Annotated in this window: 22 protein-coding genes; 13 read left to right on the top strand and 9 right to left on the bottom strand. The window is 69.8% G+C overall.

From position 1 onward, the window contains the following. Positions 1–107 precede the first annotated feature (107 nt). Positions 108–3,878: an Ig-like domain-containing protein gene (locus ACFO6V_RS00425; protein ID WP_377131015.1), complete on the bottom strand. Its 3,771-nt coding sequence runs from the start codon at positions 3,876–3,878 to the stop codon at positions 108–110. Positions 3,879–3,932: 54 nt separating this feature from the next. Beyond that, positions 3,933–4,817, bottom strand: a complete 885-nt coding sequence (locus ACFO6V_RS00420) for a glycoside hydrolase family 16 protein (RefSeq protein ID WP_377131013.1) — start codon at positions 4,815–4,817, stop codon at positions 3,933–3,935. A gap of 212 nt (positions 4,818–5,029) precedes the next feature. Between ACFO6V_RS00420 and ACFO6V_RS00415 the strand changes: the two genes are divergently transcribed. Continuing rightward, positions 5,030–5,416, top strand: a complete 387-nt coding sequence (locus tag ACFO6V_RS00415; protein WP_377131011.1) for a hypothetical protein — start codon at positions 5,030–5,032, stop codon at positions 5,414–5,416. Here the strand turns inward: ACFO6V_RS00415 and ACFO6V_RS00410 are convergent. The 3 genes from ACFO6V_RS00410 to ACFO6V_RS00400 all read right to left on the bottom strand — a co-directional run bounded on the left by ACFO6V_RS00410 (position 5,411) and on the right by ACFO6V_RS00400 (position 9,521). Next, entirely contained in the window at positions 5,411–5,923 is a 513-nt protein-coding gene (locus tag ACFO6V_RS00410; protein WP_377131009.1) for a hypothetical protein, read from the bottom strand. The genes ACFO6V_RS00415 and ACFO6V_RS00410 overlap by 6 nt on opposite strands. Before the next feature lie 86 nt (positions 5,924–6,009). Then, entirely contained in the window at positions 6,010–8,190 is a 2,181-nt protein-coding gene (locus ACFO6V_RS00405; RefSeq protein ID WP_377131007.1) for a rhamnogalacturonan lyase family protein, read from the bottom strand. Positions 8,191–8,504: 314 nt separating this feature from the next. Next, the gene (locus ACFO6V_RS00400; protein ID WP_377131004.1) at positions 8,505–9,521 is read right to left on the bottom strand and encodes an NADPH-dependent oxidoreductase; all 1,017 of its coding nucleotides are present in this window, start codon (positions 9,519–9,521) and stop codon (positions 8,505–8,507) included. Positions 9,522–9,634: 113 nt separating this feature from the next. Here ACFO6V_RS00400 and ACFO6V_RS00395 point away from each other — a divergent pair, with 113 nt between their 5' ends. Both ACFO6V_RS00395 and ACFO6V_RS00390 read left to right on the top strand, forming a co-directional pair. Beyond that, positions 9,635–10,009, top strand: coding sequence for a hypothetical protein (locus ACFO6V_RS00395; RefSeq protein WP_377131002.1), 375 nt, complete (start codon positions 9,635–9,637; stop codon positions 10,007–10,009). Positions 10,010–10,139: 130 nt separating this feature from the next. Next, the gene (locus ACFO6V_RS00390) at positions 10,140–10,838 is read left to right on the top strand and encodes a DsbA family protein (protein WP_377131000.1); all 699 of its coding nucleotides are present in this window, start codon (positions 10,140–10,142) and stop codon (positions 10,836–10,838) included. Positions 10,839–10,929: 91 nt separating this feature from the next. Here the strand turns inward: ACFO6V_RS00390 and ACFO6V_RS00385 are convergent, their stop codons facing one another. Next, the gene (locus ACFO6V_RS00385) at positions 10,930–11,391 is read right to left on the bottom strand and encodes an NUDIX hydrolase (protein ID WP_377130998.1); all 462 of its coding nucleotides are present in this window, start codon (positions 11,389–11,391) and stop codon (positions 10,930–10,932) included. 90 nt (positions 11,392–11,481) lie between these two features. Then, on the bottom strand, positions 11,482–12,168 hold the full coding sequence (locus ACFO6V_RS00380; RefSeq protein WP_377130996.1) for a PAS and ANTAR domain-containing protein: 687 nt from the start codon (positions 12,166–12,168) through the stop codon (positions 11,482–11,484). A 290-nt stretch (positions 12,169–12,458) separates the two neighbouring features. Between ACFO6V_RS00380 and ACFO6V_RS00375 the strand changes: the two genes are divergently transcribed. The 6 genes from ACFO6V_RS00375 to ACFO6V_RS00350 all read left to right on the top strand — a co-directional run bounded on the left by ACFO6V_RS00375 (position 12,459) and on the right by ACFO6V_RS00350 (position 15,247). Next, complete coding sequence (locus tag ACFO6V_RS00375) at positions 12,459–13,310, top strand: LLM class F420-dependent oxidoreductase (protein WP_377130994.1); 852 nt, start codon at positions 12,459–12,461, stop codon at positions 13,308–13,310. 76 nt (positions 13,311–13,386) lie between these two features. Beyond that, on the top strand, positions 13,387–13,929 hold the full coding sequence (locus ACFO6V_RS00370) for a cyclophilin-like fold protein (RefSeq protein WP_377130992.1): 543 nt from the start codon (positions 13,387–13,389) through the stop codon (positions 13,927–13,929). 169 nt (positions 13,930–14,098) lie between these two features. Then, a complete protein-coding gene (locus ACFO6V_RS00365) occupies positions 14,099–14,293 on the top strand; it encodes a hypothetical protein (protein ID WP_377130990.1) in 195 nt (64 codons plus the stop codon). A gap of 68 nt (positions 14,294–14,361) precedes the next feature. Next, positions 14,362–14,577 carry a hypothetical protein gene (locus tag ACFO6V_RS00360; RefSeq protein ID WP_377130988.1) on the top strand — a complete coding sequence of 72 codons (216 nt, stop codon included), beginning with the start codon at positions 14,362–14,364 and terminating at the stop codon, positions 14,575–14,577. A 99-nt stretch (positions 14,578–14,676) separates the two neighbouring features. Next, positions 14,677–15,069, top strand: a complete 393-nt coding sequence (locus ACFO6V_RS00355) for an MFS transporter (RefSeq protein WP_377132113.1) — start codon at positions 14,677–14,679, stop codon at positions 15,067–15,069. Further along, complete coding sequence (locus ACFO6V_RS00350) at positions 14,987–15,247, top strand: hypothetical protein (protein WP_377130986.1); 261 nt, start codon at positions 14,987–14,989, stop codon at positions 15,245–15,247. The genes ACFO6V_RS00355 and ACFO6V_RS00350 overlap by 83 nt, the downstream gene beginning before the upstream one ends. A 92-nt stretch (positions 15,248–15,339) precedes the next feature. On the opposite strand, the gene ACFO6V_RS00345 is transcribed toward ACFO6V_RS00350, so the two are convergent. After that, positions 15,340–16,092, bottom strand: a complete 753-nt coding sequence (locus ACFO6V_RS00345; protein ID WP_377130984.1) for a hypothetical protein — start codon at positions 16,090–16,092, stop codon at positions 15,340–15,342. Between the two features lie 111 nt (positions 16,093–16,203). Then, entirely contained in the window at positions 16,204–17,433 is a 1,230-nt protein-coding gene (locus tag ACFO6V_RS00340; RefSeq protein ID WP_377130982.1) for a hypothetical protein, read from the bottom strand. Positions 17,434–17,785: 352 nt separating this feature from the next. Between ACFO6V_RS00340 and ACFO6V_RS00335 the strand changes: the two genes are divergently transcribed. The 4 genes from ACFO6V_RS00335 (at position 17,786) to ACFO6V_RS00320 (ending at position 22,156) form a co-directional block, all read left to right on the top strand. Continuing rightward, on the top strand, positions 17,786–19,069 hold the full coding sequence (locus ACFO6V_RS00335) for a hypothetical protein (RefSeq protein WP_377130980.1): 1,284 nt from the start codon (positions 17,786–17,788) through the stop codon (positions 19,067–19,069). Beyond that, entirely contained in the window at positions 19,020–20,300 is a 1,281-nt protein-coding gene (locus tag ACFO6V_RS00330; protein WP_377130977.1) for an ABC transporter substrate-binding protein, read from the top strand. The genes ACFO6V_RS00335 and ACFO6V_RS00330 overlap by 50 nt, the downstream gene beginning before the upstream one ends. A 61-nt stretch (positions 20,301–20,361) precedes the next feature. Beyond that, positions 20,362–21,321: a carbohydrate ABC transporter permease gene (locus ACFO6V_RS00325; RefSeq protein ID WP_377130975.1), complete on the top strand. Its 960-nt coding sequence runs from the start codon at positions 20,362–20,364 to the stop codon at positions 21,319–21,321. Next, entirely contained in the window at positions 21,314–22,156 is an 843-nt protein-coding gene (locus ACFO6V_RS00320) for a carbohydrate ABC transporter permease (protein ID WP_377130973.1), read from the top strand. The genes ACFO6V_RS00325 and ACFO6V_RS00320 overlap by 8 nt, the downstream gene beginning before the upstream one ends. Positions 22,157–22,200: the final 44 nt, after the last annotated feature.

The raw sequence follows: 22,200 nt of genomic DNA, 5'->3' as shown, positions 1-22,200 counted from the left end.
GTGGCAGTACTTAGGTTTGCCTGACCTAACTTAATCGTTCGGGGGGCCGCGTCAAGACGTGGGTGAAACGAGCTTCGTGGTACAGGTCACTCTGGTCACCCGGACCCTCAGCTTCCGTGCCCGGGCCTGACCACCAGCCGCAGGACGAGCTTCGTGCCCGAGCTCGCACCACGCAGCACGAGGTCGTAGCCGCCCGGGCGTACCCGCGGGACCACGAAGCGCGGGGTGACCGTGCCGCCGTCCGTCGCCGTCACCTCACCCAGGGGCAGGGAACGGTGGGTCCGCAGCGCGACGGACACCGCCTCGCCGGGTGCGAAGCCGCCCGCGGTGAACGTGACCTCCCGTCCGACGGCGCCGTGCACCGGCCACGGCGCGACGGTCACCGTGGCGACCGCGACCAGCCCGGTGCCCTCTACCGCACCCCGCACGGTGAACGTCCCGGCCACTGCATACGCGGTCTCCCCGACGGGCTCCCAGTCGACGGCGGACGTCGTCCGGCCGCCCCCGGCGAGCGTCACGCCCACCGTCTCCGGCAGCGCCGGCGCCCTGCGGGCCACCGTGCCGACGCCGACCGCGTCGACGCTCTCCGGCTCGTCCCAGAACCGCGTGCGCAGGAAGGTCGCCGTCGACGTCGCCCGGGTGCTGTTCGCCGTGGCGGTGATGCCCGCGTCGAGCTCGGCGTCGGCACCGGTCAGCGGCGCGGTCCCGACCTGCGACCACGGCCGCTCGGGCGACGTGCGGTAGTACCCCGTCATCGTGCTCTCGCTCGTCCGCTCGAGGCGGAGCTCCACGGGCGCCGTCGCGAGCGCGACCTTGCCGCCCTCGCTGTCGAGCCAGCCGTCGCCGTTGGAGTCCCACTGCAGGTAGGTGCCCGAGGGGCTGGTCACCAGGTCGACGTAGCCGTCGGCACTCCCCTTGCCGGCCGCCGACAGGTCGTTGCGGACGACGAGGCCCGCGCGCGGGTCGGCGCTGGCTCCCCTGTCCAGGCCCGCCACGTAGGTCTGCACGGACCCGCCGACGGGCAGCCGGCCCGGCTGGTAGACGACGCTGAGGTTGTCCTTGTTCGTCCACAGGCCGTCGTCGGAGTCGGCGACGCGGAACGCCGCCCCCTCCCCCTCGCAGGCAGACCCCGGACGGGTCGCCAGCGTGGCGAACTGCCACGGGGCGCTCACCGTGTCGTCGACGCACCCCGTGGCGGCGAACGCGACCGTGTACGTCCGCGTCGTGCGGCCGTCGGGCGCCGTGACCGTCACGCGTGCGGCCGCCTGGTCGGCGCGGACGGCGACCGTCGCGTCGTCCTGGACGGGGTCGGCGGTCACCTCGGGGACGGGTCCCCACGGCCCGGGATCCACCCGGTAGTCGAGCGTGGCGGCGTCGAACCCGGGGACGGCGTCGCCGTCGACCGCGAGGCCCGTGAGCCGGGCGTCGCTGCGGGGGTTGAGGACGCGGACGAGGTAGATCCGTTCGGCGACCGCGGCGTCGTCCTCCTTTGCCGTCACCGTCACGTGCGCCCAGGGGCGCTCGGCGGTGGGCTGGTCCACGGTGACGGTCGCGACGGGATCAGTCGCGGTCCCCGTGATGACCGGCTCGGAACCGGTGGTGACCACCGTCTGGTCCCAGTCCGCGGGGTCGAAGCCGTCCACGTCATCGCCGTCGACCGCGAGGGTCGCGAGATCGGTGGCCGACGTCGGCGCGAGCCCGAGGATCTCCACCTCCGCGACCGCCTGCCACGTCGCTGCCTCGGTCGTCAGCCGCAGGCGGACGGCGGTGGTGGGCGGCACGGACGACGTGTCCAGCCGGACCACCGGCGCGGGTCCGGAGGCGTCCTGGGCGACGTCTGCCGCGACCTCCGTCGTCTGCCAGTCGCCGTTGGTGTCGACGTACTCCACGGCGATCCGTGAGGGCCAGGTCGCGGTGGTGCCGTCCTGGTACAGGTGGGCCACGATCTCCCGCGGCGCGCGCGGCTCGGACCACGTGTAGTCGAGGGTGCTGTTGCGCGGATAGCTGCCCCCCGCCGCCCAGTCGTCCCAGCCCTTGCCGAGCCTCCCGTCCGTGGTGCTCGCCGCGAGCTCCTGCCGGACCGACGCCGTGACCGTGGCCGACGGCGCGAGGTTGTGCACGCCGTGCGCGACCACCTCAACGGTGCGCCGGAACGTCCGTCCGGCCGTGAACTCGTCGTCACCGGCAAGGGTGCCCGTGATCGTCTGCGGACCCGCCGACCGGATCACGTCCGGGCTCCACGTGACGGCGACGTCCGTGGCGACGTTGTTCGCCGTGACCTCCACCGTGCCGGGCAGCGCCTCCGTGAGGTCGTCGTTGGTGCGGACGCTCTCCGGGAGGCGGTCGTCGGTGACCTCCCAGATGTACCGGCCCGCGCCCTTGTCGTCCCAGTACTCCCCGGTCCACCCGTCCGCCCAGCGGGCGTCCTCGACCGCGGGGTTGCGCATCTCGAGGCTCCCGCGCTCACCGATGGTGATCGGCAGCCAGACGTACGTGGAGTCGGCGGCGCCGGCGTTCCAGCGGTCGCCCATGTAGACGAACCTGCCGGTCGCCGCGTCGAGCGGGAACACGTTCGTGGACTGCGACCCGAAGCTCGTCCGGCGCGAGTCGCCGACCGACAGCAGCCCGTCGCCGCCCTCGGGGATCGTGTTGTAGGCGACGTTCTCGTACCTGTCGTCCGGGTCGACGCCGCGGATCCACGTGCCGAGCATCGAGTCGGCGGTGTAGTACGTCTCCGGGTTGGGCGACCAGCCGGTCGCGCCCGAGGCCACCGTGTAGTACTTGCCGTCGTGCACGAAGACCGCGGGCGCCTCCAGGATGCCGCAGCGCCGCACGATGCCGTAGTCCGCACCGGCGACGGGTGCGCCCTCGGTGCCGTCGGCCCAGATGCGCGGGTACCTGCCGTCGGCCGAGAACTGGATGCCCACCTCGTCCTCGGTGGTCGTCTTCTCGACGTTCGTGTACTCGTCATCGAGCTTCGCGATGTAGAGGCTGCGGTTCTCCTCGGAGGAGTAGACGACGTAGGCGGTGCCGTCGGTGTCCTGGAACACGGTCATGTCGCGGGCCTGGCCCGGCACGGCGCTCGGCATATCGCAGGCCGTCTGGTACGTCGGCTCGTTGTAGAGGCGGTACGCGCCCTGGAGCTCGAACGGGCCGGCCGGCGAGTCGGCGACGGCGACCGCCGCCAGCGACCGGGCGTAGTTGCTGCCGCCGGGCGTGATGCTCCCGTCGGAGTGCCACCACATCACCCACTTGCCGGTGCGCTCGTTGTGCAGCACCTTCGGCCGCTCGAAGATCGCGTTGAGCTGCGCCACGCCCGCCTCCGTCGTCGCCTTGACGTTGAGGTGGTAGAACAGCTCGTCGATGCGCTCGGCGTCCGGCGTGCCGTCGTCGGCCACCGTGTCGTAGAGCTCGTCGAAGTACTCGGACTCCAGCTCCGCGCGCGACGTGACCGAGCGCAGCACGACGCCCTCGTTGGTCCAGTTGTAGGTGTCGGTCGACGTGTACAGCGAGACGCCGGGGCTCTCGTAGTAGCCGTTGGACCGGTCCTCGCCGTACCAGTGGTAGACGGTGGTGCCGTCCTGGTCGACGGCGGTGGTCTCGCTCGCCTCGACGCCGAGCTCGTCGGAGGTGCGCGTGACGATCTGGCCGCCGTGCGCCTGGATGTGGCGCCCGTCGGTGTCGTACCAGTGCGGCCGGAAGTAGCTGCCGGACAACGCACCGGGGTCGGCCACGGCCGGATAGGCGTCGTACTCGATCGGCTCGGGGACGGTCGGCACGTCGGCCGCGGCCGGCGCGGCGACACCGGCCGCGCCGGCCGCGAGGGCGAGGACCGTGGCGGCTGCCGCCAGTCCGCGCGAGGTACGTCGAATACTCATGGCTGGTGGATCCTCACGCGTCGTTGCGGCTGACCGGTCGGCCCTGCGGACCGATCAGTTGGCGGTACGGCCCACGTAGACGTTGCGGGCCCGGAAGTGGGTCTCGGCGGTGGGCCCCGGTGAGCCCGACGCCCCCTCCATCTGCAGGTTGATGATCAGGTTCATCGGCTTGCCCACGAAGTTGGACCCGACGTGCCTGGCCTTCCACACGTCGTCGAGGTAGTAGTGGATCTCGACGTCGGTGGCGTTGATCTTGTTCATCCAGATGCGGTACTCGTGCCAGCTCCCCGGCGAGCCGACCGGGACGATCGTGTTGTCCCAGCCGCCGTCGTAGGTGTTGAACCAGTTCCGGGCGTCACCCTTGAACTCGAGGATGTCGCTCTCCGGCGGCCAGCTGTTCGCCCCCGTGATCCAGAAAGCGGGCCACGTGCCCCGGGCCGACGGTGCCTGGAACTCGCCGCGGATCTCGTAGCTCGGGTACCTGTCGTTGACGACTATCTGGTTCTTCGCGTGGATCGCCGCCGAGTGGTACTTGATGGGCAGGTGCGGGTCCTTGTTGCTGACGCCCTCGTCCCAGGTGATCCGGGTCGCCTTGATGTTGAGCTGCCCGGCGGGCGACAGGAACAGGTGGTTGCTGTCGGTGGAGCTGGCGTACATGCGGGCGGTGCCGTTGTGGTCCGACCCCCACGGGTACAGGTAGTTCCACTCCGACTCCAGCGCGGCACGGCTGGCGAACGAGTTCCCGTCGATCAGGGTCTCCCAGGCCATCGCCCCGGCCTCCGCCGGCGCGTTCTCGTCGGCAGGCCCGGTCGGCGCCGACGCGGCGGGGACCGACCCGCCGGCGAGCAGCAGGACCGCGGCGGCAGCGGTCGCGTACACCGCGCGCAACGGGCCGGGACGGGCTGGCACAGGACGGCGGTGAGCAGCGCTGATCGGCATGGTGTTCCCCTTTTTCTCGACTGTCGTCCTTGACTGTCTGTGTTGGGCTCCGGCCGGGCGATGGCTGCCCCGGGGGGGTGCGAACTGCGATGTTAGCGCCACCATTTGGGGAGTTTGCCATCATCTGCGAGGTTGGTCAAGATTGCGTCAAGTGCGGAAGGCCTGGGTCAGCGAGGGGCGGACCCGCCCCGGAAAAGTGCACTATGGGGTCCATGCCGCAGAACAGCTCCCTGGTCGCTCTGTTCACCTTCGTCATCGCCGCGCTGACGACCGCCACGTGGTGGACCCTGGGCCGGGACACGACCCATGAGGTCGATGCCGCCACCGGCGCCGTCACCGGGCCCTACGAGGCGCCTCAGGTGATCGCGTGCGTGGTGGTGCTCGTCGGCCTGGTGGTGGTCGGCGCCCTGGTGCTCCCGGCGTGGCTCGCGGTGCTCGCCGTCAGCCTGCCCTTCACTGCCGCCTGGACGCTCCACGCCTCGTCGACCGACGACTCGGGGCTCTGGGCGGTCGGCGCGATCCTCGTCCTGTTCGGCACGCTCGTGGGCGGCACGGTGGTCACCGCGGTCACGCGCGCTCTCGTGCGCAACCGGTCATGACAACGCCCGGGCGACGTCCCGGACGACAGCGGGCGTGCGCCGCCGGCCCACGAGGGTGAACCACTGCGTCATCGGATAGGACAGCCGCACGACAAAGTAGTTCACGTACTCGAGGAGCCCGAACACCCAGACGAGCAGGCCCAGCACCAGGGCGCCCGAGCCCGCTCCGGTCAGCAGCAGCCCGGCGAGGCATCCGGCGAGCAGGACGGGGTCGAGCAGCCGGAACGCCCGGTACAGCAGCGCGACACCGCGCGGCATCCCCGAGCGCCCCGCACCCGGCAGCCAGGTGCGTGCGAGAAGCCAGTACGCACCGCCCTGGAGCAAGATGACCAGCAACGGCGCCATGGCCCACCAGAGCGCCCGCCCGCCGGCGGCGTCGAACCGGCCTGCCACCATCGGCTGCACGGCGACGAAGACGACCACCGCGGCCAGCTCCCCCGTGCCGAGGCTCAGGTAGGTACGCCGCAGGCCTGCGGCGCCATGGCGGGTCTGAGCTCCGTCGATCACCCGGCAACGGTAGTGGACCGCACCGACGCGCCAGAGGCGGGCGGACCGCACGGTCCGCCCGCCCCTGATCCGGAGCCGTCGTTCGGCTACGGGGTGTGGATGTTGGGCCAGGGGTAGCTGGTGACCTCGCTGCCGATGTGGAAGCTCGGGTGCGGCGGCTGGTTGTAGGCGGTGTTCTGCCAGGCGATCGCCACGCGGTACTGGGGGTCGTGCATCAGCGTCGCGATGCGCAAGGTCGTCCTGTGCGGCGTGGCGTAGATGCGCAGCGCCGTGTTGTCAGCGGTCCGCCAGACGACCTCTTCGCGCCAGTCGCCGAACAGGTCCGCCGAGAGCGACGGCGTCGCCTTGGTGCCGTTGTTCGACGCGACGTTCGAGCCGGTCAGCAGCCGGCCGTTCTGGTAGTCGTCGATGGCGGTGTTGTCGAGCAGCTCCCGCTCCCCGTCGCCGTCCCACCAGGCGAGGAAGTTGATCGAGCTCGGCTTGGCGCCGACGGAGCTCCCCGCGGAGTTCCGCAGGTCCGTCACGTTCGAGGACCAGTACTCGCCCCCGGCGTTGCCGGGGGTGACGTTCGCGGCCACGCCGCGGCCGTTGTCGCCGCTGGGGCTGGTCTGGAACAGGACCGCGCCGTTCGATCCGAGGAGGCTGGACGACGGCGCGGTGCCGCTCTCGTGCACCATGAACACCTCCTGACCCGCACGGCTGGGCACGAAGTCCGAGACGTGCTGCGCGTCGCCGTGGCCCATGCGGGAGTTCCACAGCGGGTTGCCGTCCGACCCGACCGCCATCGCCCCGTAGACCACGTCCTGCCGTCCGTCGCCGTTCAGGTCGGCGATCGACAGGCTGTGCGCGCCCTGGCCCTCGTACTGCGCGCCCCGGGTGTTGGAGTCGAAGATCCAGCGGGTCGTGAGGTCCTGTCCGTTGAAGTCGACCGCCCAGATCACCGAGCGCGTGTAGTAGCCGCGCGCGAAGATCATCGACGGCGTGGACCCGTCGAGGTACGCGGTGCCGGCCAGGAAGCGGTCGACCCGGTTGCCGTAGCCGTCGCCCCAGTCCGCCACGTTGCCGCGTGCGGGCTGGTAGCTGACGGAGTCGATCGCGCCGCCCGTCCGGCCGTCGAAGATCGTCAGGAACTCCGGGCCCGTCAGGATGTAGCCGCCGCTGTTGCGGTGGTCGGCGCTGGCGTTGCCGATGACGACGCCACGGCCGTCGCGCGTGCCGTCGGCGGTCTTCATCGCGATCTCGGCGTCGCCGTCACCGTCGTAGTCGTACACCTGGAACTGGGTGTAGTGGGCCCCGGACCGGATGTTGCGCCCCAGGTCGATCCGCCACAGGCGGGTTCCCTGGAGGGTGTACGCGTCGACGATGGTGTTGTCGGTGACACCGGTCTGGGAGTTGTCCTTGGAGTTGTTCGGGGACCACTTGACGACATACTCGTAGTCACCGTCGCCGTCCAGGTCGGCGACGCTGGCATCGTTGGCGTCGTAGATGCTCGAGGGCCGGCTGATCGGGATGTCGAGGTAGCCGCCCGAGCCGAACCTGGCCTCGGCTCCCACGCGCGTGCCCTCGGTGCCGCCGTTGACGGCCGCGACGGTGTAGGTCCCGTTGCCGGTGTCGAGGTAGTTCGTCGCGCCGGTGATCGGCGTCGAGTTGAGCCGCGTGCCGTCGCGGTAGACGTTGAAGGCCACGTTCTGGGCGTCGGTGCCCAGCAGGCGCCAGCTGACGAGGTTGCCGCTGCCCGAGGGCACGACGGTCACGCCGCGGGTGAGGGCCTCGACCTCGTAGGCGCCGTTCCCGCCGCCGGGCTCCTCGGAGCCGCCGGTCGTGGCGTCCAGGTAGTCGACGTTCGCCAGGCCGCCCGCGCCGGTGGCCCGCAGGCGGACGGTGTTCGTACCAGCGTTGAGCTGCGCGGTGACGGTCTGGCTCGCCCAGCTCGTCCAGGCTCCGGTGGCACCGAACTGCGAGGTCCCCACCACGGTGCCGTTCACGAGCACCTCGCCCGGCCTGCTCTCCGTCGCGCCGTTGGCATAGCCGAACGTCAGGGTGGCCGGGCCCGCCGCGGCGGCGTTGACCCGGAACTCGACTGCGGCGCCGACGGCATTGTCGGAGTTGCAGAACCCGCTGCCCGAGTGCCCGGCGTGGTTGGCCTCGACCAGACCACCGCAGACGGTGGGGGCGGTCTCCGCCTCGTGGCGGACGGTGGCAGCGTGGGCGGTGTTCAGCGCGACGACGCTCGACGCGACGACGGCGAGACCGGAGAGCCCGGCCACGAGCGCCGCTCTGGTACTTCTTCGCCTCGATCTTGTTTCCGACATTGTTTCGCTCCCCTGTGAGGTGGCTCATCGTTGAGGTGGCTCGGCCGTTTCGGGCACGGGCTGAGGGCTGGCGAGGTGCGGTGACGACGACGGGGCTCCATCGCCACGACGTCGTCCACCACCGAACTTGAATCGATCTAATCGGCGTCGTCGACGGTAAGGTAAGCGTTTGCCCGGTGTCAACGAGTAGCACCTACTTAAATGATTCGTCGCTATCGGTCAGGTGTGTCCGGGAACTGTGCACCCCGAACCGTGCACCTCCGGGGCCGTCACCACGACGGCATGCCCAGCGCGGCCAGCGCCGAGCGCAGCCGTTCCCGTCCGCGCAGCGACCCGTTGCCACGCATGCGGGTCAGGACGCGCCCGATCCATCCGCCCGTGAAGCCCTCGTCGCGATAGAACGCGGTCATGCGCCGTTCGTACGCGCCCAGCGACCGGAGCTGCCGCGCCATGTCGTAGGTCTCGTGGTGCAGGACGACGGCCTGCGGCAGACGGGGCTTGACCCGTCCGGGGCATGCGGGGTCCGGGCGGCCCACGACCAGCCCCACGACCGGTGCGGTCCCCCGGGGCAGCTTCAGCTCGGCCGCGAGCGCCTCAGGGTCGTCCCGTACCCCGCCGAGGTAGACGGTGCCCAGGCCGATGGACTCGGCGGCGACGACTGCGTTCTGGGCGGCGAGCGCCGCGTCGAGGAACGCGGTCATGGTGGTCTCGAGGTAGCCGGTGGCGTGCACCGCCGTGCTCCGGCTGGCGGCGAGCGCGCGGACGCGGGCGAGGTCCGCGATCCAGACGAGCAGGAGGGGTGCGTCTCGCACGTGGTCCTGCTCGCCGGACAGCGTGGCGATGCGTGCGAGGCGTGCCGGGTCGGTGACGGCGACGACGCTCCAGAGCTGCAGGTTGGACGACGTCGGTGCGGACTGCGCGGCCGCGACCAGGGTGGGCAGCACGGAGGGTGCGAGCGGCCCGGGCAGGAACCGCCGGACGGAGCGGTGGCCGAGCTGGACCTCGAGCACCGAGCGGGGCAGGTCGGCCGCAGCGGCGAGGGTCCCGGAGACCTGCGGCGCTGCGAGGTCCGCGTGCCGGGCGGTCACGCCGTAGCGTGCGGCGACCTGGGTGCGTGCGGCGGCGAGCCGGCCGGGGTGTTCCCGCGGCCCGGGGTCGGGCTTCAGCGCCCGTGCGGTGCGGGTGGTGCGGGTGGTCTGGTCCGGTTCCTGGACGGGCCGGAGGGCGGGTGCGGAGGCGGTCTCGGTCGGTCGGGTAACGACCGGAGAGGCGTCGATGGCTGTCATGAGAGCTCCGTAGGGTGGACGGAGGGCTACGCACTCATGCGGAGCGCCATCTCGTCAAGACCCCACGTCGGCATCTCATACTCCGGGCGGGCTCGACTACTGTTGGGCTCGCCATGGACGTGACTCGTCGCACTCGACCCCGCCTCGCCGGTGTTCGGCGCGGGCTGACGAGCGTCCTGACGGCGATGTTCCTCGTGCTCGCCGTGGTCAGCGCGGGTGTGGTATGCGGCGCTTATCACGAGGCGACGGCCGTGGAGATCGCCTCCGGGCCGACCCGCGACGACGCCCGATACTGTTCCGACGACCACCGGCAGTCGGCACAGTGCGACGTGCTCCCGCCCGTCTCCTCCTCCGGTCCGGCAGCGCTGCTGGAACCCTCGACGGGCGGGCTCGTGACCGCCGTGGTGCACGACGACACCCCGGTTCCCGCCACGACGGCTGACGCGACCGCACCGTCGCTGCACGCTCTCGGGATCTCCCGGACGTAGACCACCTCCGCCCCGCCGACGCCTCTGGTCTCGGCGGCATCGGCGCGCCCCGACCTCGGGTGCGCGCCGCGTGGTCCTGCTCCGTCTCGAAGATCCCCATCCGGCTTCGGCCTCCGCCCAAAGGAAACCCATGTCTGCACAGCGCTCAACCACCCAGCGCCCGACCACTCAGCGCCCAACCGCCCAGCGTCTGACCTCACGCCGCCTGCTCCAGCTCGTGCTCCTGATCGGGATGCTCGGCCTGGTCGGCCTCCTGGTCGCGTACATCCTGGCCACCCCGGAACGCGACGCGGCCGCCGCCGACGTCGTCCGCGAGGACAGTCACGTCCTGAACCAGGCGCCCGACGAGAAGGCGGTGCTCGTGGAGTTCCTCGACTTCGAGTGCGAGGTCTGCCGGGCCTATTACCCCACCGTCGAGCAGCTGCGTGAGCAGCACGGCGACGAGCTCACCGTCGTCATGCGCTACTTCCCGATCCCGGCGCACACCAACTCCACCAACGCCGCCGTCGCCGTCGAGGCCGCGGCGGCACAGGGTCAGCTCGAACCGATGTACCAGCGGATGTACGAGACGCAGGCCGAGTGGGGCGAGGCGCAAGACTCCAGGGCGGACGTCTTTCGCGGCTTCGCGCAGGAGCTCGGCCTGGACATGAACGCCTACGACGCCGCCGTCGCGGACCCGGCGACCACCGAACGAGTGCAGTCCGACTTCGACGAGGGCCGAGCGCTCGGCGTCGGCGGCACGCCCACGTTCTTCCTGGACGGCGAAAAGCTCGAGCTCACCAGCCCCGAAGCCCTGGCCCAGGCAGTTCAAGGTGTCCTAGGTCAGTAAGCACGACCCGGACGTTCGTTGAGTGCTGGGTATTTGTGGGACAGAAGGCCGCTGCGCCACAAATACCCAGCACTCAGCGAGCACGGTGCTGTCAGTGCTCGACGAGGCCACCGATCGGAACCGGTGCGACGTGGCCGTCGGCGGGCGTGTGCTCGTTGAGGCCGAGCCCGATCGCGACGAGGGACGAACGCCTGAGGTTCGCGACGTCGTCGACCGGGACCCAGGCCGCCGCGACGATCTCGGGGTCGGGCTCTGCGCGCAGGTCGCCGCCGGTGATCGAGACCCGGTAGTAGATGCCGACGTTCTGGTGCTCGGGACCCGGCTGGAGTCGTTCTGCGCCCGGGATGATCCGGGAGTCCACGCCGAGCAGCCGTTCGACCGCACCGCGGTAGCCGGTCTCCTCCAACAGCTCACGCACCGGGGTCTCGATCGGGTCCTCGCCATGCTCGACGCCGCCGCCGGGCAACGTCCAGTGTCCAGTGGCACGGTGATGGACGAGGAGCACGCGCCCGGCATCGATGCAGACGGCGTAGGCAGCGAGCCGAAAGGTCATCGCAGCAGCGTAAGGGTCGCGGGGTTCCTGACCCTCCGCGAGCCGGAGGGCCCTCTCGGTGAAGCAGGTGACTTCGTCGCCTGTGGTGCGTCAGAGGTCGTCCGACAGGACCGGGGCGGCAAGGAACCTGTCGATCGCCTCGCTCGTCGGAAACTCCGTGACGTCCGGCCCGGAGAACAGCTGCACCAGCGAGTAGGCGATGTCCCGCAGGGCGACGTTCGTCTGGTTGGACGCCTCGCGCAGCCGGCTCATCGCCTCGTCCTCCTCGATGCCGTGGATGACCATGAGCACGCCCTTGGCCTGCTCGATCACCGACCGCCGCTCCGAGGACGCCTGGATCGAGGCCGACGCCTCGCGAGCCGCCGCCTCACGCTGCGCCTTGGTCACGTCGATGAAGTACCCGAACAGCTCCGTCATCCGGCCGGTGGCAGGGTCACGCCGACCCTGACCGGTGACGGCCAGCGTGCGGGTCTTTCCTGCGGCATCCACGATGCGGTGCACCGAGCTGAACGGCTGCCCCGTCTCCGCCGCGCGCTGGAGCAAGCCGTCCACCCGGCCGCGGTCGTCCGGATGCTTGTGCGACAGCATCAGCGGCGTCGTCGGCACCACCTCGCCCGGCTGGAAGCCGTGCATCACGTACACCTCGTCCGACCAGGCCCACTCCCCCGTCGCCAGGTCGAGCCGGTATCGACCGACGGGAGGCCGGGCGCCGCTGACGAGTGCTTCCTCGATGTCGCTCGCGGACGGCGTCTGACTGGGCCTGGGGGCGGGGTTCACGGGGTCCTCCTCCGATGCTGGCTGTCGCGGCTCCTGCCCTGCTGGGAGGGGGCCGAACCTGCGGCGGAAAGAATATCGCGATGAAGATACTTCACGGACTAGCAATATCACCCCCCTGGTTCTGGTCGTTCGGCCGGCGTCGTCGTCATCCGGCTGACCAACGCCTTGGGGGGTTCTCTCCAGGCCTCCCACACCGGGGCTGCCAGGCGTTGTGATGGGTACCGACAGAACGACTGATCGCCGCCGCGCCGTCACGGACCCTTCATGGCGGGCAAGGAAAGGACTGCACCGTGGAACTTGGCCTGCACATCGCCGACTTCAGCTGGACCGGTGGGGCGCCCGCACTCGGCCCGACCCTCGCGCGGCACGTTCGCGGTGCCGAGCAGGCCGGCATCACGCGCATCACCGTGATGGACCACTTCTGGCAGATCCAAGGCGTCGGTCCGGTCGAGCACGAGATGTACGAGGCATACACGGCGCTCGGGTTCATCGCCGCGCACACCGAGAAGGCGCTGCTGCACACGCTCGTCACGGGCGTCATCTACCGCGAGCCCGCACTGCTGGCCAAGGCCATCACCACCCTTGACGCCCTCTCCGGAGGACGGGCCGGGCTGGGCATCGGAGCGGCCTGGAACGGCGAGGAGTCCGAGGGCCTCGGGTTCCCGTTCCCGCCGGTCAAGGAGCGGTTCGACCGGCTGGAGGAGGCCATCCAGATCTGCCTGCAGATGTGGTCCGGCTCCGAGGAGCCGTTCGAGGGGACGCACTACCAGCTCGGACGCACCCTGGACTCGCCGGGACCGCTGCGGCGTCCGTACCTGATGATCGGCGGTGGCGGAGAGAAGCGCACCCTGCGCCTGGTGGCGCAGTACGCGGACGCCTGCAACATCGCCGCGGGGCCCGAGGCGGGCCGCAAGCTCGACGTGCTGCGCGCCCACTGCGACGCCGTCGGTCGCGACTACGAGCAGATCGAGAAGACGGCGATGCTCACCCTCGACCCGCAGGACGACGCCGACGACCTCGTGCGCAGAGCCGAGGAGCTGCGCGAGCTCGGTTACACCGTCGCCTACGTCTTCGCGCGCGACATCGCCGAACCGGCGCGGATCATCGACGTCCTCGCCGCGGCGGGACACCGGCTCGGCTGAGCGTGCCGAGCCCGTGGCCCGCGCGAACCAGCGCCGGGCCTGCCCACTATCAGCACCAACACCCGAGGAGCCTTCCGTGCGACGCCCACTCCCGCTGTTCGCCTCCGTGGTAGCGGTCGCCCTGCTGGCCGCGTGCGGAGACACGGCGGCGCCGACGTCGCCGACGTCGCCGACACCGACGGCAGCGCCGACGACGCCGACCACGTCACCGTCGCCGTCCCCGTCCGCCTCCCCGACCGACCCCGCACCCGTCGAGGGCACCGTGGTGCGGTTCACCGGCGGGGGCACGTCCGTGGACGTCACGATCGGCGCCGACACCCCGACGACGCGCGACTTCCTCTCGCTGCTGCCCCTCACGATGGAGCTGGAGGAGCTCAACGGCCGCGAGAAGATCGGCTACCCGCCCCGGGAGCTGGACGTGGACGGCACGCCCGGCTCGGATCCCGAGGACGGCGACCTCATCTACTTCACCCCGTGGGGCAACATCGGCTTCTACTACGACGCCGACGGCATCGAGCACTCCGACCAGACCCTGCACCTCGGGACCTACGAAGCCGGCAGCGACCAGCTCGACCGGCTCGCGAGCGGCGAGGTGAGCATCGAGGTCGTCGATCGATGACAGACCGTCGCGGCCCTCGGTCGGGCGTCCGAGGAGCTCGGAACGCGCTCACAGCCTGCGGTTCCCGGCCCGGGGCCTGGAGTCTGGGTGCGAGCACAGCGCGGTCCCCTTAGCGTCGAGACGCAGTCACGTGACCCCGTGGCGACCAACAGCTCTGGAGGGACCAGCGATGAGCGAGAGCGACACCTCGCGGGACGACGCCGAGTTCGCCGACCTGGCCAAGCGTCAGGCGGAAGCCGTCCGCGGACAGGACCCGGCCTCGGATGGCACGAAGACTCACCCCGCGGACGAGAAGGCGATACCCGGCGAGGACCCCGAGGACAACCCCGACCGTGACGGTGAGGACCGGTTCGACGCCGGCTGACTCCGTGCGCACCAGCTGCGCAGAGTGGAAACATCCCGACGACGAAGAGGGGAACGAGCCTGGGTCGCATGCGCGAGGCGAAAGAGCGGATGCCCACCATGCGCGCATTCGGCCCGCTCGCGGCCGGAGTGCTGCTGCTGGGCATCGCCGATTCGATGGTCGGCTCCTACTTGGTCCTCTACGCATCTGACGAGGTCGGGTTGAGCCCGTTGCAGACGGGCATCTTCATGTCGGCACCGCCGGTCGGGAGCATCGTCGTGAGCTTCCGCGGGCAGGAGGATTGATCGGCACCCACGACGGATCTACGCCGTGCTCGCGGCGATGAGCGGCGCAGCTCGGGCTGGTCACTCGCGTGGGCCGCGGGACCACTACTCGGCGCCGCGATCATCGCGCACGGCAGCTACGTCGTCTTGTTGACCACGAGTGCCGCGCTCCTTGCGGTCACGGCGATCACGATCCTCGCCGCGCCGAGGCCGCCACGACCTCACCCGCGAGACGCCGATACCGCGCCGGCCACCTCGGCGGTCCTGCCTGCCGCGCCGGTGCCGCTCACGTTCACCACCAGCATCGTGCTCTTCTTCACGGCGATGTACGCGGGCTCGGTGGCGCTTCCGCTATATGTCACGACCGATGTGCACCGTCCAGCGAGCGACGTCGGCCTGCTCTACAGTGCCTGCGCGATCGTCGAAGTCGTTGCCGCACTCGCACTCGCTGAGCCAGCTCGCCCGCGGTGTCGGCATCGCCGCCGTCGGGCGAGCCACGACCCTCTTCGCTAACGCGTCCACCGGCGGAGCCCTGCTCAGCGGCGCCCTCGCCGGGGTCTCGAATCAGTACCTCGGGTACACCGCAACCCTTGTGATATCCGGCGGCATCACCCTCCTGGCCGCACTTCTCTTCGCCTTCGCACGCACGGAGCACGCCGGTCACAGCTCGTCGAGGCGGCTGACCGGATAGCGCCGTTCGGCCGGACCGGCGCAGCAGGTCGACCCGCGCCGCCGGGAGAAGGGGACAGCCCTCGAGCCCGACGGCGGCGGGTGCGGGTACGGCTAGGGGGCTGCCAGCTCCCGCTCCGGATAGACCGCCGCGTCCACCAAGGTCCGGGACCCGAGCGGCTCGTCCAGCTCGACGATGAACGGTGTCGGCGGGTGGGACTGGCAGGTCTGAATGCCCGGCGGGGGCTCTACGCCGACCACGAGCTCGACCCGGTCCTCGTGCTCGACCAGGCGCTCCAGCGTGACCCGGCCGTCGGCCAGCTCGCCGCTCGCGCACGCGAACTCGGTGACGAGCAGGTGCACCTGCGAGGAGTCGGGGTCCGGCGGGTTGTCGGGGTCGAGCGCCACCATCGCGTCGCCGAGGTCACCCAGGTCGTACCGCAGCGCGCAGTCGCCGTGCCGCCAGAGCTGCCAGCCCTCGCCGCCCTCCTCGGTCTCATCGACCCACTCGATGCCCATGACCTCGTGCGTGCGCTGCTCGCCGTCGCTGTCCCGCGGCTCCGGCAGCTCTCGGACGAGGTAGACCTTCGTGTCGGTCTCGGTCAGCACGCGCCACTGTTCCGGGTCGATGTCTGGAACGCTTGCCCCGTCCAGCGCCGCGGCCGCTTCCTCGCCGAGCTGGTCGGCGGTGGCGCCGTCTGTCAGTACCGACGCCGGGACCGGCGTGCCCTGGCAGAGATACGCGCTCTCTTCCACCGACGCGTCGCCGACGGGTGACCCGCCGGCAGCACCCGCCTGGGCACAACCACTGACCAGCATCCCCAGGGCGACCGCCCCGCCCTGTATCAGCCCGCTCCGTCGCATCATGTCGGCTCCTCCGGGTAGGGCCGCATCGCCAGCGGCGCTCTTCCGGAATGTGTCCGGTGCGGGCCTGGCCTTGCAGACGTCCGACATCGGGTCGGCGGTCAGGCCCCGGCCTCAGCCCTGCCGCTCGGCCACCCAGGCCGCGATCTCGGATCCGGACGCGCCCCCGTTCATGCTGATGACGTTCCCGTCCGGGTCGTACGTGACCGACGCGTCGTGGTACGCCCCTGAGCCCCAGATGCTGATCTGGTACGGGACGTCGTCCTCGTCGAACGTACGCGACGGCACGCTGACGGTGACGGACGGCGCTTCATCGAGCTCGAAGCCGCCCTGCTCCGGCAGGCGGTCGGCGAGACCCTGGAGTCCGGCCCAGTCGACGTCGGCGGCGTCGAAGGTCTCCAGGGGCAGCTCGTCGCCGCTCGGCTGGATGAGCGACGGCTCCCGGGCCGTGACCTTGCCGTCCCGCCAGTCGATGTCGTCCGTCGTGTCGGCGTCAGGTGCGGTCGGGACGGTGCCCGACGCGGTCGTCGAGCCGAGGTGGACCTCCGTGAAGCGGTTGTGTCCCGCCTCGGCGACGAGGTCGTCGATCACCTCCTGAGCGCGCGCCGGGTCGAGGGTGCTCTCCGCCCGCTCGAGGCGGAGCGTCCGGGCGTCGGCGACCTCGGACGGCGCCGCGCCGGCGAGGATCTCGGCGAGCTCCGAGCGCACCGGATAGAGGCGGGCGGCGAAGCCGACGACGAGCAGCAGCACGAGCACCACGGCCGGGATCCGCAGGATCCCGCGGGCGTCGCGGGCCTTGGTCGGCTCCTGCGCCCACTCGGGTGCGTGGTCCATCCTGCTCACACGGGTGTCATCCGCGGCCTTGTCGCGCCAGCTCTGCGGGGGCGACTGGAGGAGCGTGACCGCGGGCTGGTCGGCCTTCTCCTGCAGCACCACGACCACGTTGCCCGGCTGGAACTGCGGCAGGCGCACCTCGTCGATCAGTGCCCGCGTCCGCGTCGAGTACGGCGAACGGGACGACGTCGCCACGACGAGCTGCAGCTCAGCCACCGGGTTGTCGTTGATCCGGGTCCCGGTCGACGAGATGTCCACGACCCTGGCCAGGTGCAGACGCCCCTCCCGCTCGGCGGTGGCGATCGCGTCGTCCGACGGCGCAGGGCGCAGCACGCTCCCGGCGGCGGTCGACAGGCTCATCACCATGGTCGAGAGGATGACCGTCAGGACGCCGATCGCCAGCGCCGTGGGCAGCCACCAGCCCGGCACGCCGCCGTCCAGCCCGAGGCCGGCGAGCAGGAGCCAGCCGAGGAGGAAGCCGACCGACAGGGAGCGCAGGATCCGGATCACCTGCGAAGTATTCCGGTTCCGGTGCGTTCTGGGAATCACCCGGCCCCTGAACCTGTCCGCCCAGCGCTTTGCCGCTCGGGGCCGCATGATTGACGGTCTTCAGAGCCGGATGTTAGTTTGACGCAACGACGCGTCACGGCAGACGCAACGAAACTTCACCTCGGCCAGATGGTTCCCGGCTCTGCGGCGACGACGCCGCGTTGGAGAGGTACAGATGAGCTCCCCGAAGTCGCGGCGAGTGCTGCTTCGTTCGTCCTGGCAGGACGTCAACATCGGCGACGTCGCTCACTCCCCCGGACTGCTCTCCGCACTGCTGGACCTGGATCCGGATGCCGAGCTCACGCTCTGGCCCGTGGCCCTCGGCGAGCGTGAAGAGGCGCTGATGCGCCAGTTCCTGCCGCAGGTGGCGATCGTGCGCGGCGAGCTGAGCGACGACGGCCAACCGACGACGCCCGAGCTCGCGAGCGCCTGGAGCTCCGCAGAGATACTGGTGCACGGCTCGGCAGCCGACGTCGAGAATCGCCACGCCGAGTTCCTGCACTGGTCCCGCACGACGGGGAAGCCTCATGGATACGCCGGCGTGACCGCCGATCCGGTCTGCCCGCCCACCTGGGGCACGCTGGCCGAGCTGGAGGCGATGGCGGCCTTCCTCCCGCCAGAGTTCCTCGGGGCGGAAGCGCGGGAACCGCTCGACTCCGCTGAGTTCATCTTCTGCAGGGACTCGATCTCGCTGAAGTACCTACGCCGCCAGCAGATCCGGGCGAAGACGCTGGGCTTCGGGCCGGACGGCACCTTCACCTATGTCTTTGCCGACGCCGCGACGATCGAGCCGTTCCTGGAAGAGATGGACCTTCGCCGCGACAACTTCGCGTGCTTCGTGCCGAGGCTCCGCTACGCCCCCTACGCGAAGATCCACGGGCGGGAACCGACACCGGAGAGCCTGCGCAGAGACGCGATCAACGCGGCGACCCACCGGTCCGACCTCGCGGCACTGGTGACCGCCATCGCGACGTGGGTACGACAGACGAAGGCGCCGGCCGTCGTCGTCCCGGAGATGTCCTACGCGCCCGCCTACGCACGCGAGCATCTGCTCCCGCTGCTCCCCCCGGATGTCGCACCGCACGTCCGGATACTGGATCGGTTCTGGTCTCTCGCAGAGGCCAGCGCGATCTACTCCGTCAGCCGCGCCGTGATCAGCATGGAATGCCATTCGCCGATCATCGCGACAGCCCATGCAGTACCCACCCTCTACCTGCGCCTGCCCACCGAGACCGTCAAGGGGCGCATGTACGACGACCTCGGCGGACCGGACGTGATCATCGAGGTCGGTCCGGGCGCCGAGACGGCGGCCCAAGATGCCGTCATCAGCATCATCGAGGACCCGCAGCGGTGGAGCGGCTTGTCGTCACGGGTGAATGCCGTTGCTCGCAGACGGCTGCGGCAGATGGCCGCCACCATCCTGTACGGAGAATCTGCACGCCCGATGAGGCAGCGCTCAACGGCGAGCCAACTGGAGGTTCACAATGAGAAGCACAAGATCGCGAGGCCGGGCAGGACTCCCACGCCGCAGCGCCACACTCGTCGCGATGAGCGCGGTGGCATTGCTGGGCCTGGGAGCGTGTGGTCAGGCAGATAACCTGGACGGCGACGAGGCGGCGGCGCCCGGGGATGCCGTGGAGCTCCGCGTGGCATGGTGGGGCGCCGAAGTCCGTCATGAACAGACGCAGGAGGCCTTGGCGGTCTGCGAAGCCGCCGTCGGAAACATCACCACCTCCGCGGAATTCGTCAACGACGGATATGACGAGAAGCTGGCCACCCAGTTCGCTGCCGGTGACCCGCCCGACGTCATCCAGGTGGTCAGCGGAGCAATCAGCTCCTACGGCCAGCGCGGCGGCCTGCTGGACATCGCCACCGTCGAGGAGCACATCGACACCTCCGCCATCTCGCCCGTGGTGATGAACGCGGACGCTGTGGACGGTAAGAACTACGCGGTTCCGATCACCACCAACGCGTCCGGGCTCATCCTCAACGTCACGATGATGGAGGAGTACGGACTTGAGCGTCCTGACGACGAGAACTGGACCTGGGACGACCTGTTCGACTACGCCGGCAGCGTGTACGAAGCATCCGGCGGAGAGGTCTGGGGGCTGCAGCAGCCCAGCGAGGACATCCGCCTGCTGAACATCTGGGCCCGGCAGCTCGGCCACCTCGACGGTCTCTACACGGAGACCGGGGTCGGGCTGGACACCGACGTCATCGCCTCGTTCCTGCGGTACGGCCTCGACCTGCAGGAGTCCGACGGGTCCGCACCCGCCTCGATCTCGATCGAGCATCAGGGCGTGGGGATCGAGCAGACGATGATCGGTACCGGTGGCGCACTGCTGGCGGTCCGGCCGATCAACGAGATCACCGCCCTGCAGGCAGGCACCGGCTCAGAGTTCGCTCTGCTGCAGCTCCCGGTCCACGAGGACGGCGAGACGGGGCAGAGCTTCCGGCCGATGAGCTGGGCGATCACCTCAGCCACTGAGCACCCGGCCGAGGCGGCACAGCTGCTGGACTGCCTCCAGGGCAACCTGGACGCGGCCGAGATCCTGCAGGCCGAGCGCGGCATCCCGGCGAACCAGGACGTCGTGCAGCACATCAGGGACGGCCTCTCCCCCGAGCAGCAGCTGATGGCGGACTTTGTCGCCGTCGTCGAAGCGACCGCACCCGAGGCCCCGCCGATGCCCCCGCCGCCGGGCGCCGACACGGCGGAGCAGATGCTGCAACGCTATGCCGAGCAGATGCTCTTCAAGCGGATCACGCCCGAAGAGGCCGCGGAGGGGTTCGCGAACGAGCTCGACCAGAGCATCTCCGCCACCAACTAGTCCTCACGGTCCGCCGGCGAGCCTTGGCGCGCCGGCGGACCGACACCTACGGAGGCGCGCCATGGCCGTTGCTGGTGAACTCTCAAGACTCCGCAAGGTAGCCAGACCCGCTTCCAGGGCTCCGTCCGAGCGCGGCGACGGCAGAGCGGCGATGGTCTTCCTGCTTCCCTGGTTCCTCGGCCTGCTCCTGATCGTGGCGGGCCCCCTGCTCGCGTCGCTCTACCTCTCCTTCACCGACTACGACCTGTTCTCGGATCCGGTGTTCGCCGGACTGGAGAACTACCGGAAGCTGTTCGAGGATCCGCGACTGGCTCAGTCGCTCGCGGTGACCTTCACCTACGTCTTCGTGTCCGTGCCGCTGCAGCTCGCCGCCGCCCTGGGCCTGGCCATGGTGCTGGACAAAGGCGTGCGCGGACTGGCCTTCTATCGTTCGGTCTTCTACCTGCCGTCCCTGCTCGGGGCCTCGGTGGCCGTCGCGATCCTGTGGCGGCAGCTGTTCGGCGCGGAGGGGCTGATCAATCGAGGCATCGAATGGTTCAACGGCGTCCAGCCATTGATCCAGGTGGGCACCGAGGGGTGGGTGTCACATCCCGACCACGCGCTGAGCACCCTGATGCTCCTGAACGTCTGGACGTTCGGCTCACCCATGGTCATCTTCCTCGCGGGACTGCGGCAGATCCCGGAGATGTACTACGAGGCATCCAGCCTGGACGGCGCCTCGAAGCTGCGGCAGTTCACCAGCATCACCTTGCCCATGCTGACCCCGGTGATCTTCTTCAACCTCGTGCTTCAGGTCATCAACGCGTTCCAGACCTTCACGCAGGCATTCATCGTCTCGGGCGGAACAGGCGGGCCGGTCGATTCGACATTGTTCTACACGCTCTACCTCTACCAGCAAGGCTTCGGCAACTTCAACATGGGATACGCCTCGGCCATGGCCTGGCTGCTCTTGTCGATCATCGGCGCGATGACCGCCATCAACTTCTTCGCCTCGAAGTACTGGGTCTTCTACGATGACTGAGCCCCGGCGAGTGCGAGTACGCGGGCTGGCCAGACATATCGTCCTGATCGCGGTCGGGATCGTCATGATCTACCCGCTGCTGTGGATGCTGGCCTCGTCGTTCAAGCCCGATGCGCTCATCTTCAGGGAACCCGGCCTGATCCCCACCGACTTCACGACCGAGAACTACTCTCTGGGCTGGAATGCGCTCAGCCACCCGTTCACCCACTACCTGATGAACTCCTTCATGGTGGTGGCCGGCTCCGTGGTGGGGAACCTGGCGTCCTGTTCGCTCGCTGCCTACGCCTTCGCGAGGCTGAACTTCCGGTTCCGGCGCCTGTGGTTCGCGATCATGCTGATGTCGATCATGCTGCCGATCCACGTGATCATCGTTCCGCAGTACGTGCTCTTCTCCGAGCTGGGCTGGCTCAACACTTTTCTTCCGCTCATCGTTCCCAAGCTGCTGGCGACCGATGCGTTCTTCGTCTTCCTCATGGTCCAGTTCTTCCGCGGGGTCCCCAGGGATCTCGACGAGGCCGCACGCATCGACGGCGCGGGTCACGCACGGATCTTCGTGCAGATCATGCTGCCGCTGGCAGTACCTGCCCTGGCCACGACGGCGATCTTCACGTTCATCTGGACCTGGAACGACTTCTTCTCGCAGCTCATCTTCCTGACCGAGCCAGACCTGTACACGGTGCCGATCGCCTTGCGCGCGTTCCTCGACTCCACGGGCCAGTCGTCCTGGGGCGCCATGTTCGCGATGTCGATCGTCTCCCTCGTCCCCTTGTTCCTGATCTTCCTGCTGGGCCAGCGCTACCTCGTCCGGGGTATCGCAACGACCGGTCTGAAGTAGCCGAATTGGCCGGGGCCTCGAGGCGGCAGCCACGTGATGACCGA

Origin of the sequence: Promicromonospora alba, from assembly GCF_042654905.1 — a bacterium.
In the GTDB taxonomy this organism is placed as follows: Bacteria; Actinomycetota; Actinomycetes; order Actinomycetales; family Cellulomonadaceae; genus Promicromonospora; species Promicromonospora alba.
The sequence above is the reverse complement of the archived record's forward strand: the minus strand, read 5'-3'. Positions and strand labels throughout refer to the sequence as shown.

Excerpts from the sequence above, each read along its gene's own strand:
- ACFO6V_RS00325 (WP_377130975.1), top strand. The coding sequence starts at position 20,362 with ATGGCCGTTGCTGGTGAACTCTCAAGACTCCGCAAGGTAGCCAGACCC.
- ACFO6V_RS00385 (WP_377130998.1), bottom strand. The coding sequence starts at position 11,391 with ATGACCTTTCGGCTCGCTGCCTACGCCGTCTGCATCGATGCCGGGCGC.
- ACFO6V_RS00420 (WP_377131013.1), bottom strand. The coding sequence starts at position 4,817 with ATGCCGATCAGCGCTGCTCACCGCCGTCCTGTGCCAGCCCGTCCCGGC.
- ACFO6V_RS00320 (WP_377130973.1), top strand. The coding sequence starts at position 21,314 with ATGACTGAGCCCCGGCGAGTGCGAGTACGCGGGCTGGCCAGACATATC.
- ACFO6V_RS00390 (WP_377131000.1), top strand. The coding sequence starts at position 10,140 with ATGTCTGCACAGCGCTCAACCACCCAGCGCCCGACCACTCAGCGCCCA.
- ACFO6V_RS00400 (WP_377131004.1), bottom strand. The coding sequence starts at position 9,521 with ATGACAGCCATCGACGCCTCTCCGGTCGTTACCCGACCGACCGAGACC.
- ACFO6V_RS00425 (WP_377131015.1), bottom strand. The coding sequence starts at position 3,878 with ATGAGTATTCGACGTACCTCGCGCGGACTGGCGGCAGCCGCCACGGTC.
- ACFO6V_RS00360 (WP_377130988.1), top strand. The coding sequence starts at position 14,362 with ATGCGCGAGGCGAAAGAGCGGATGCCCACCATGCGCGCATTCGGCCCG.
- ACFO6V_RS00395 (WP_377131002.1), top strand. The coding sequence starts at position 9,635 with ATGGACGTGACTCGTCGCACTCGACCCCGCCTCGCCGGTGTTCGGCGC.
- ACFO6V_RS00330 (WP_377130977.1), top strand. The coding sequence starts at position 19,020 with ATGAGCGCGGTGGCATTGCTGGGCCTGGGAGCGTGTGGTCAGGCAGAT.
- ACFO6V_RS00415 (WP_377131011.1), top strand. The coding sequence starts at position 5,030 with ATGCCGCAGAACAGCTCCCTGGTCGCTCTGTTCACCTTCGTCATCGCC.
- ACFO6V_RS00345 (WP_377130984.1), bottom strand. The coding sequence starts at position 16,092 with ATGATGCGACGGAGCGGGCTGATACAGGGCGGGGCGGTCGCCCTGGGG.
- ACFO6V_RS00365 (WP_377130990.1), top strand. The coding sequence starts at position 14,099 with ATGAGCGAGAGCGACACCTCGCGGGACGACGCCGAGTTCGCCGACCTG.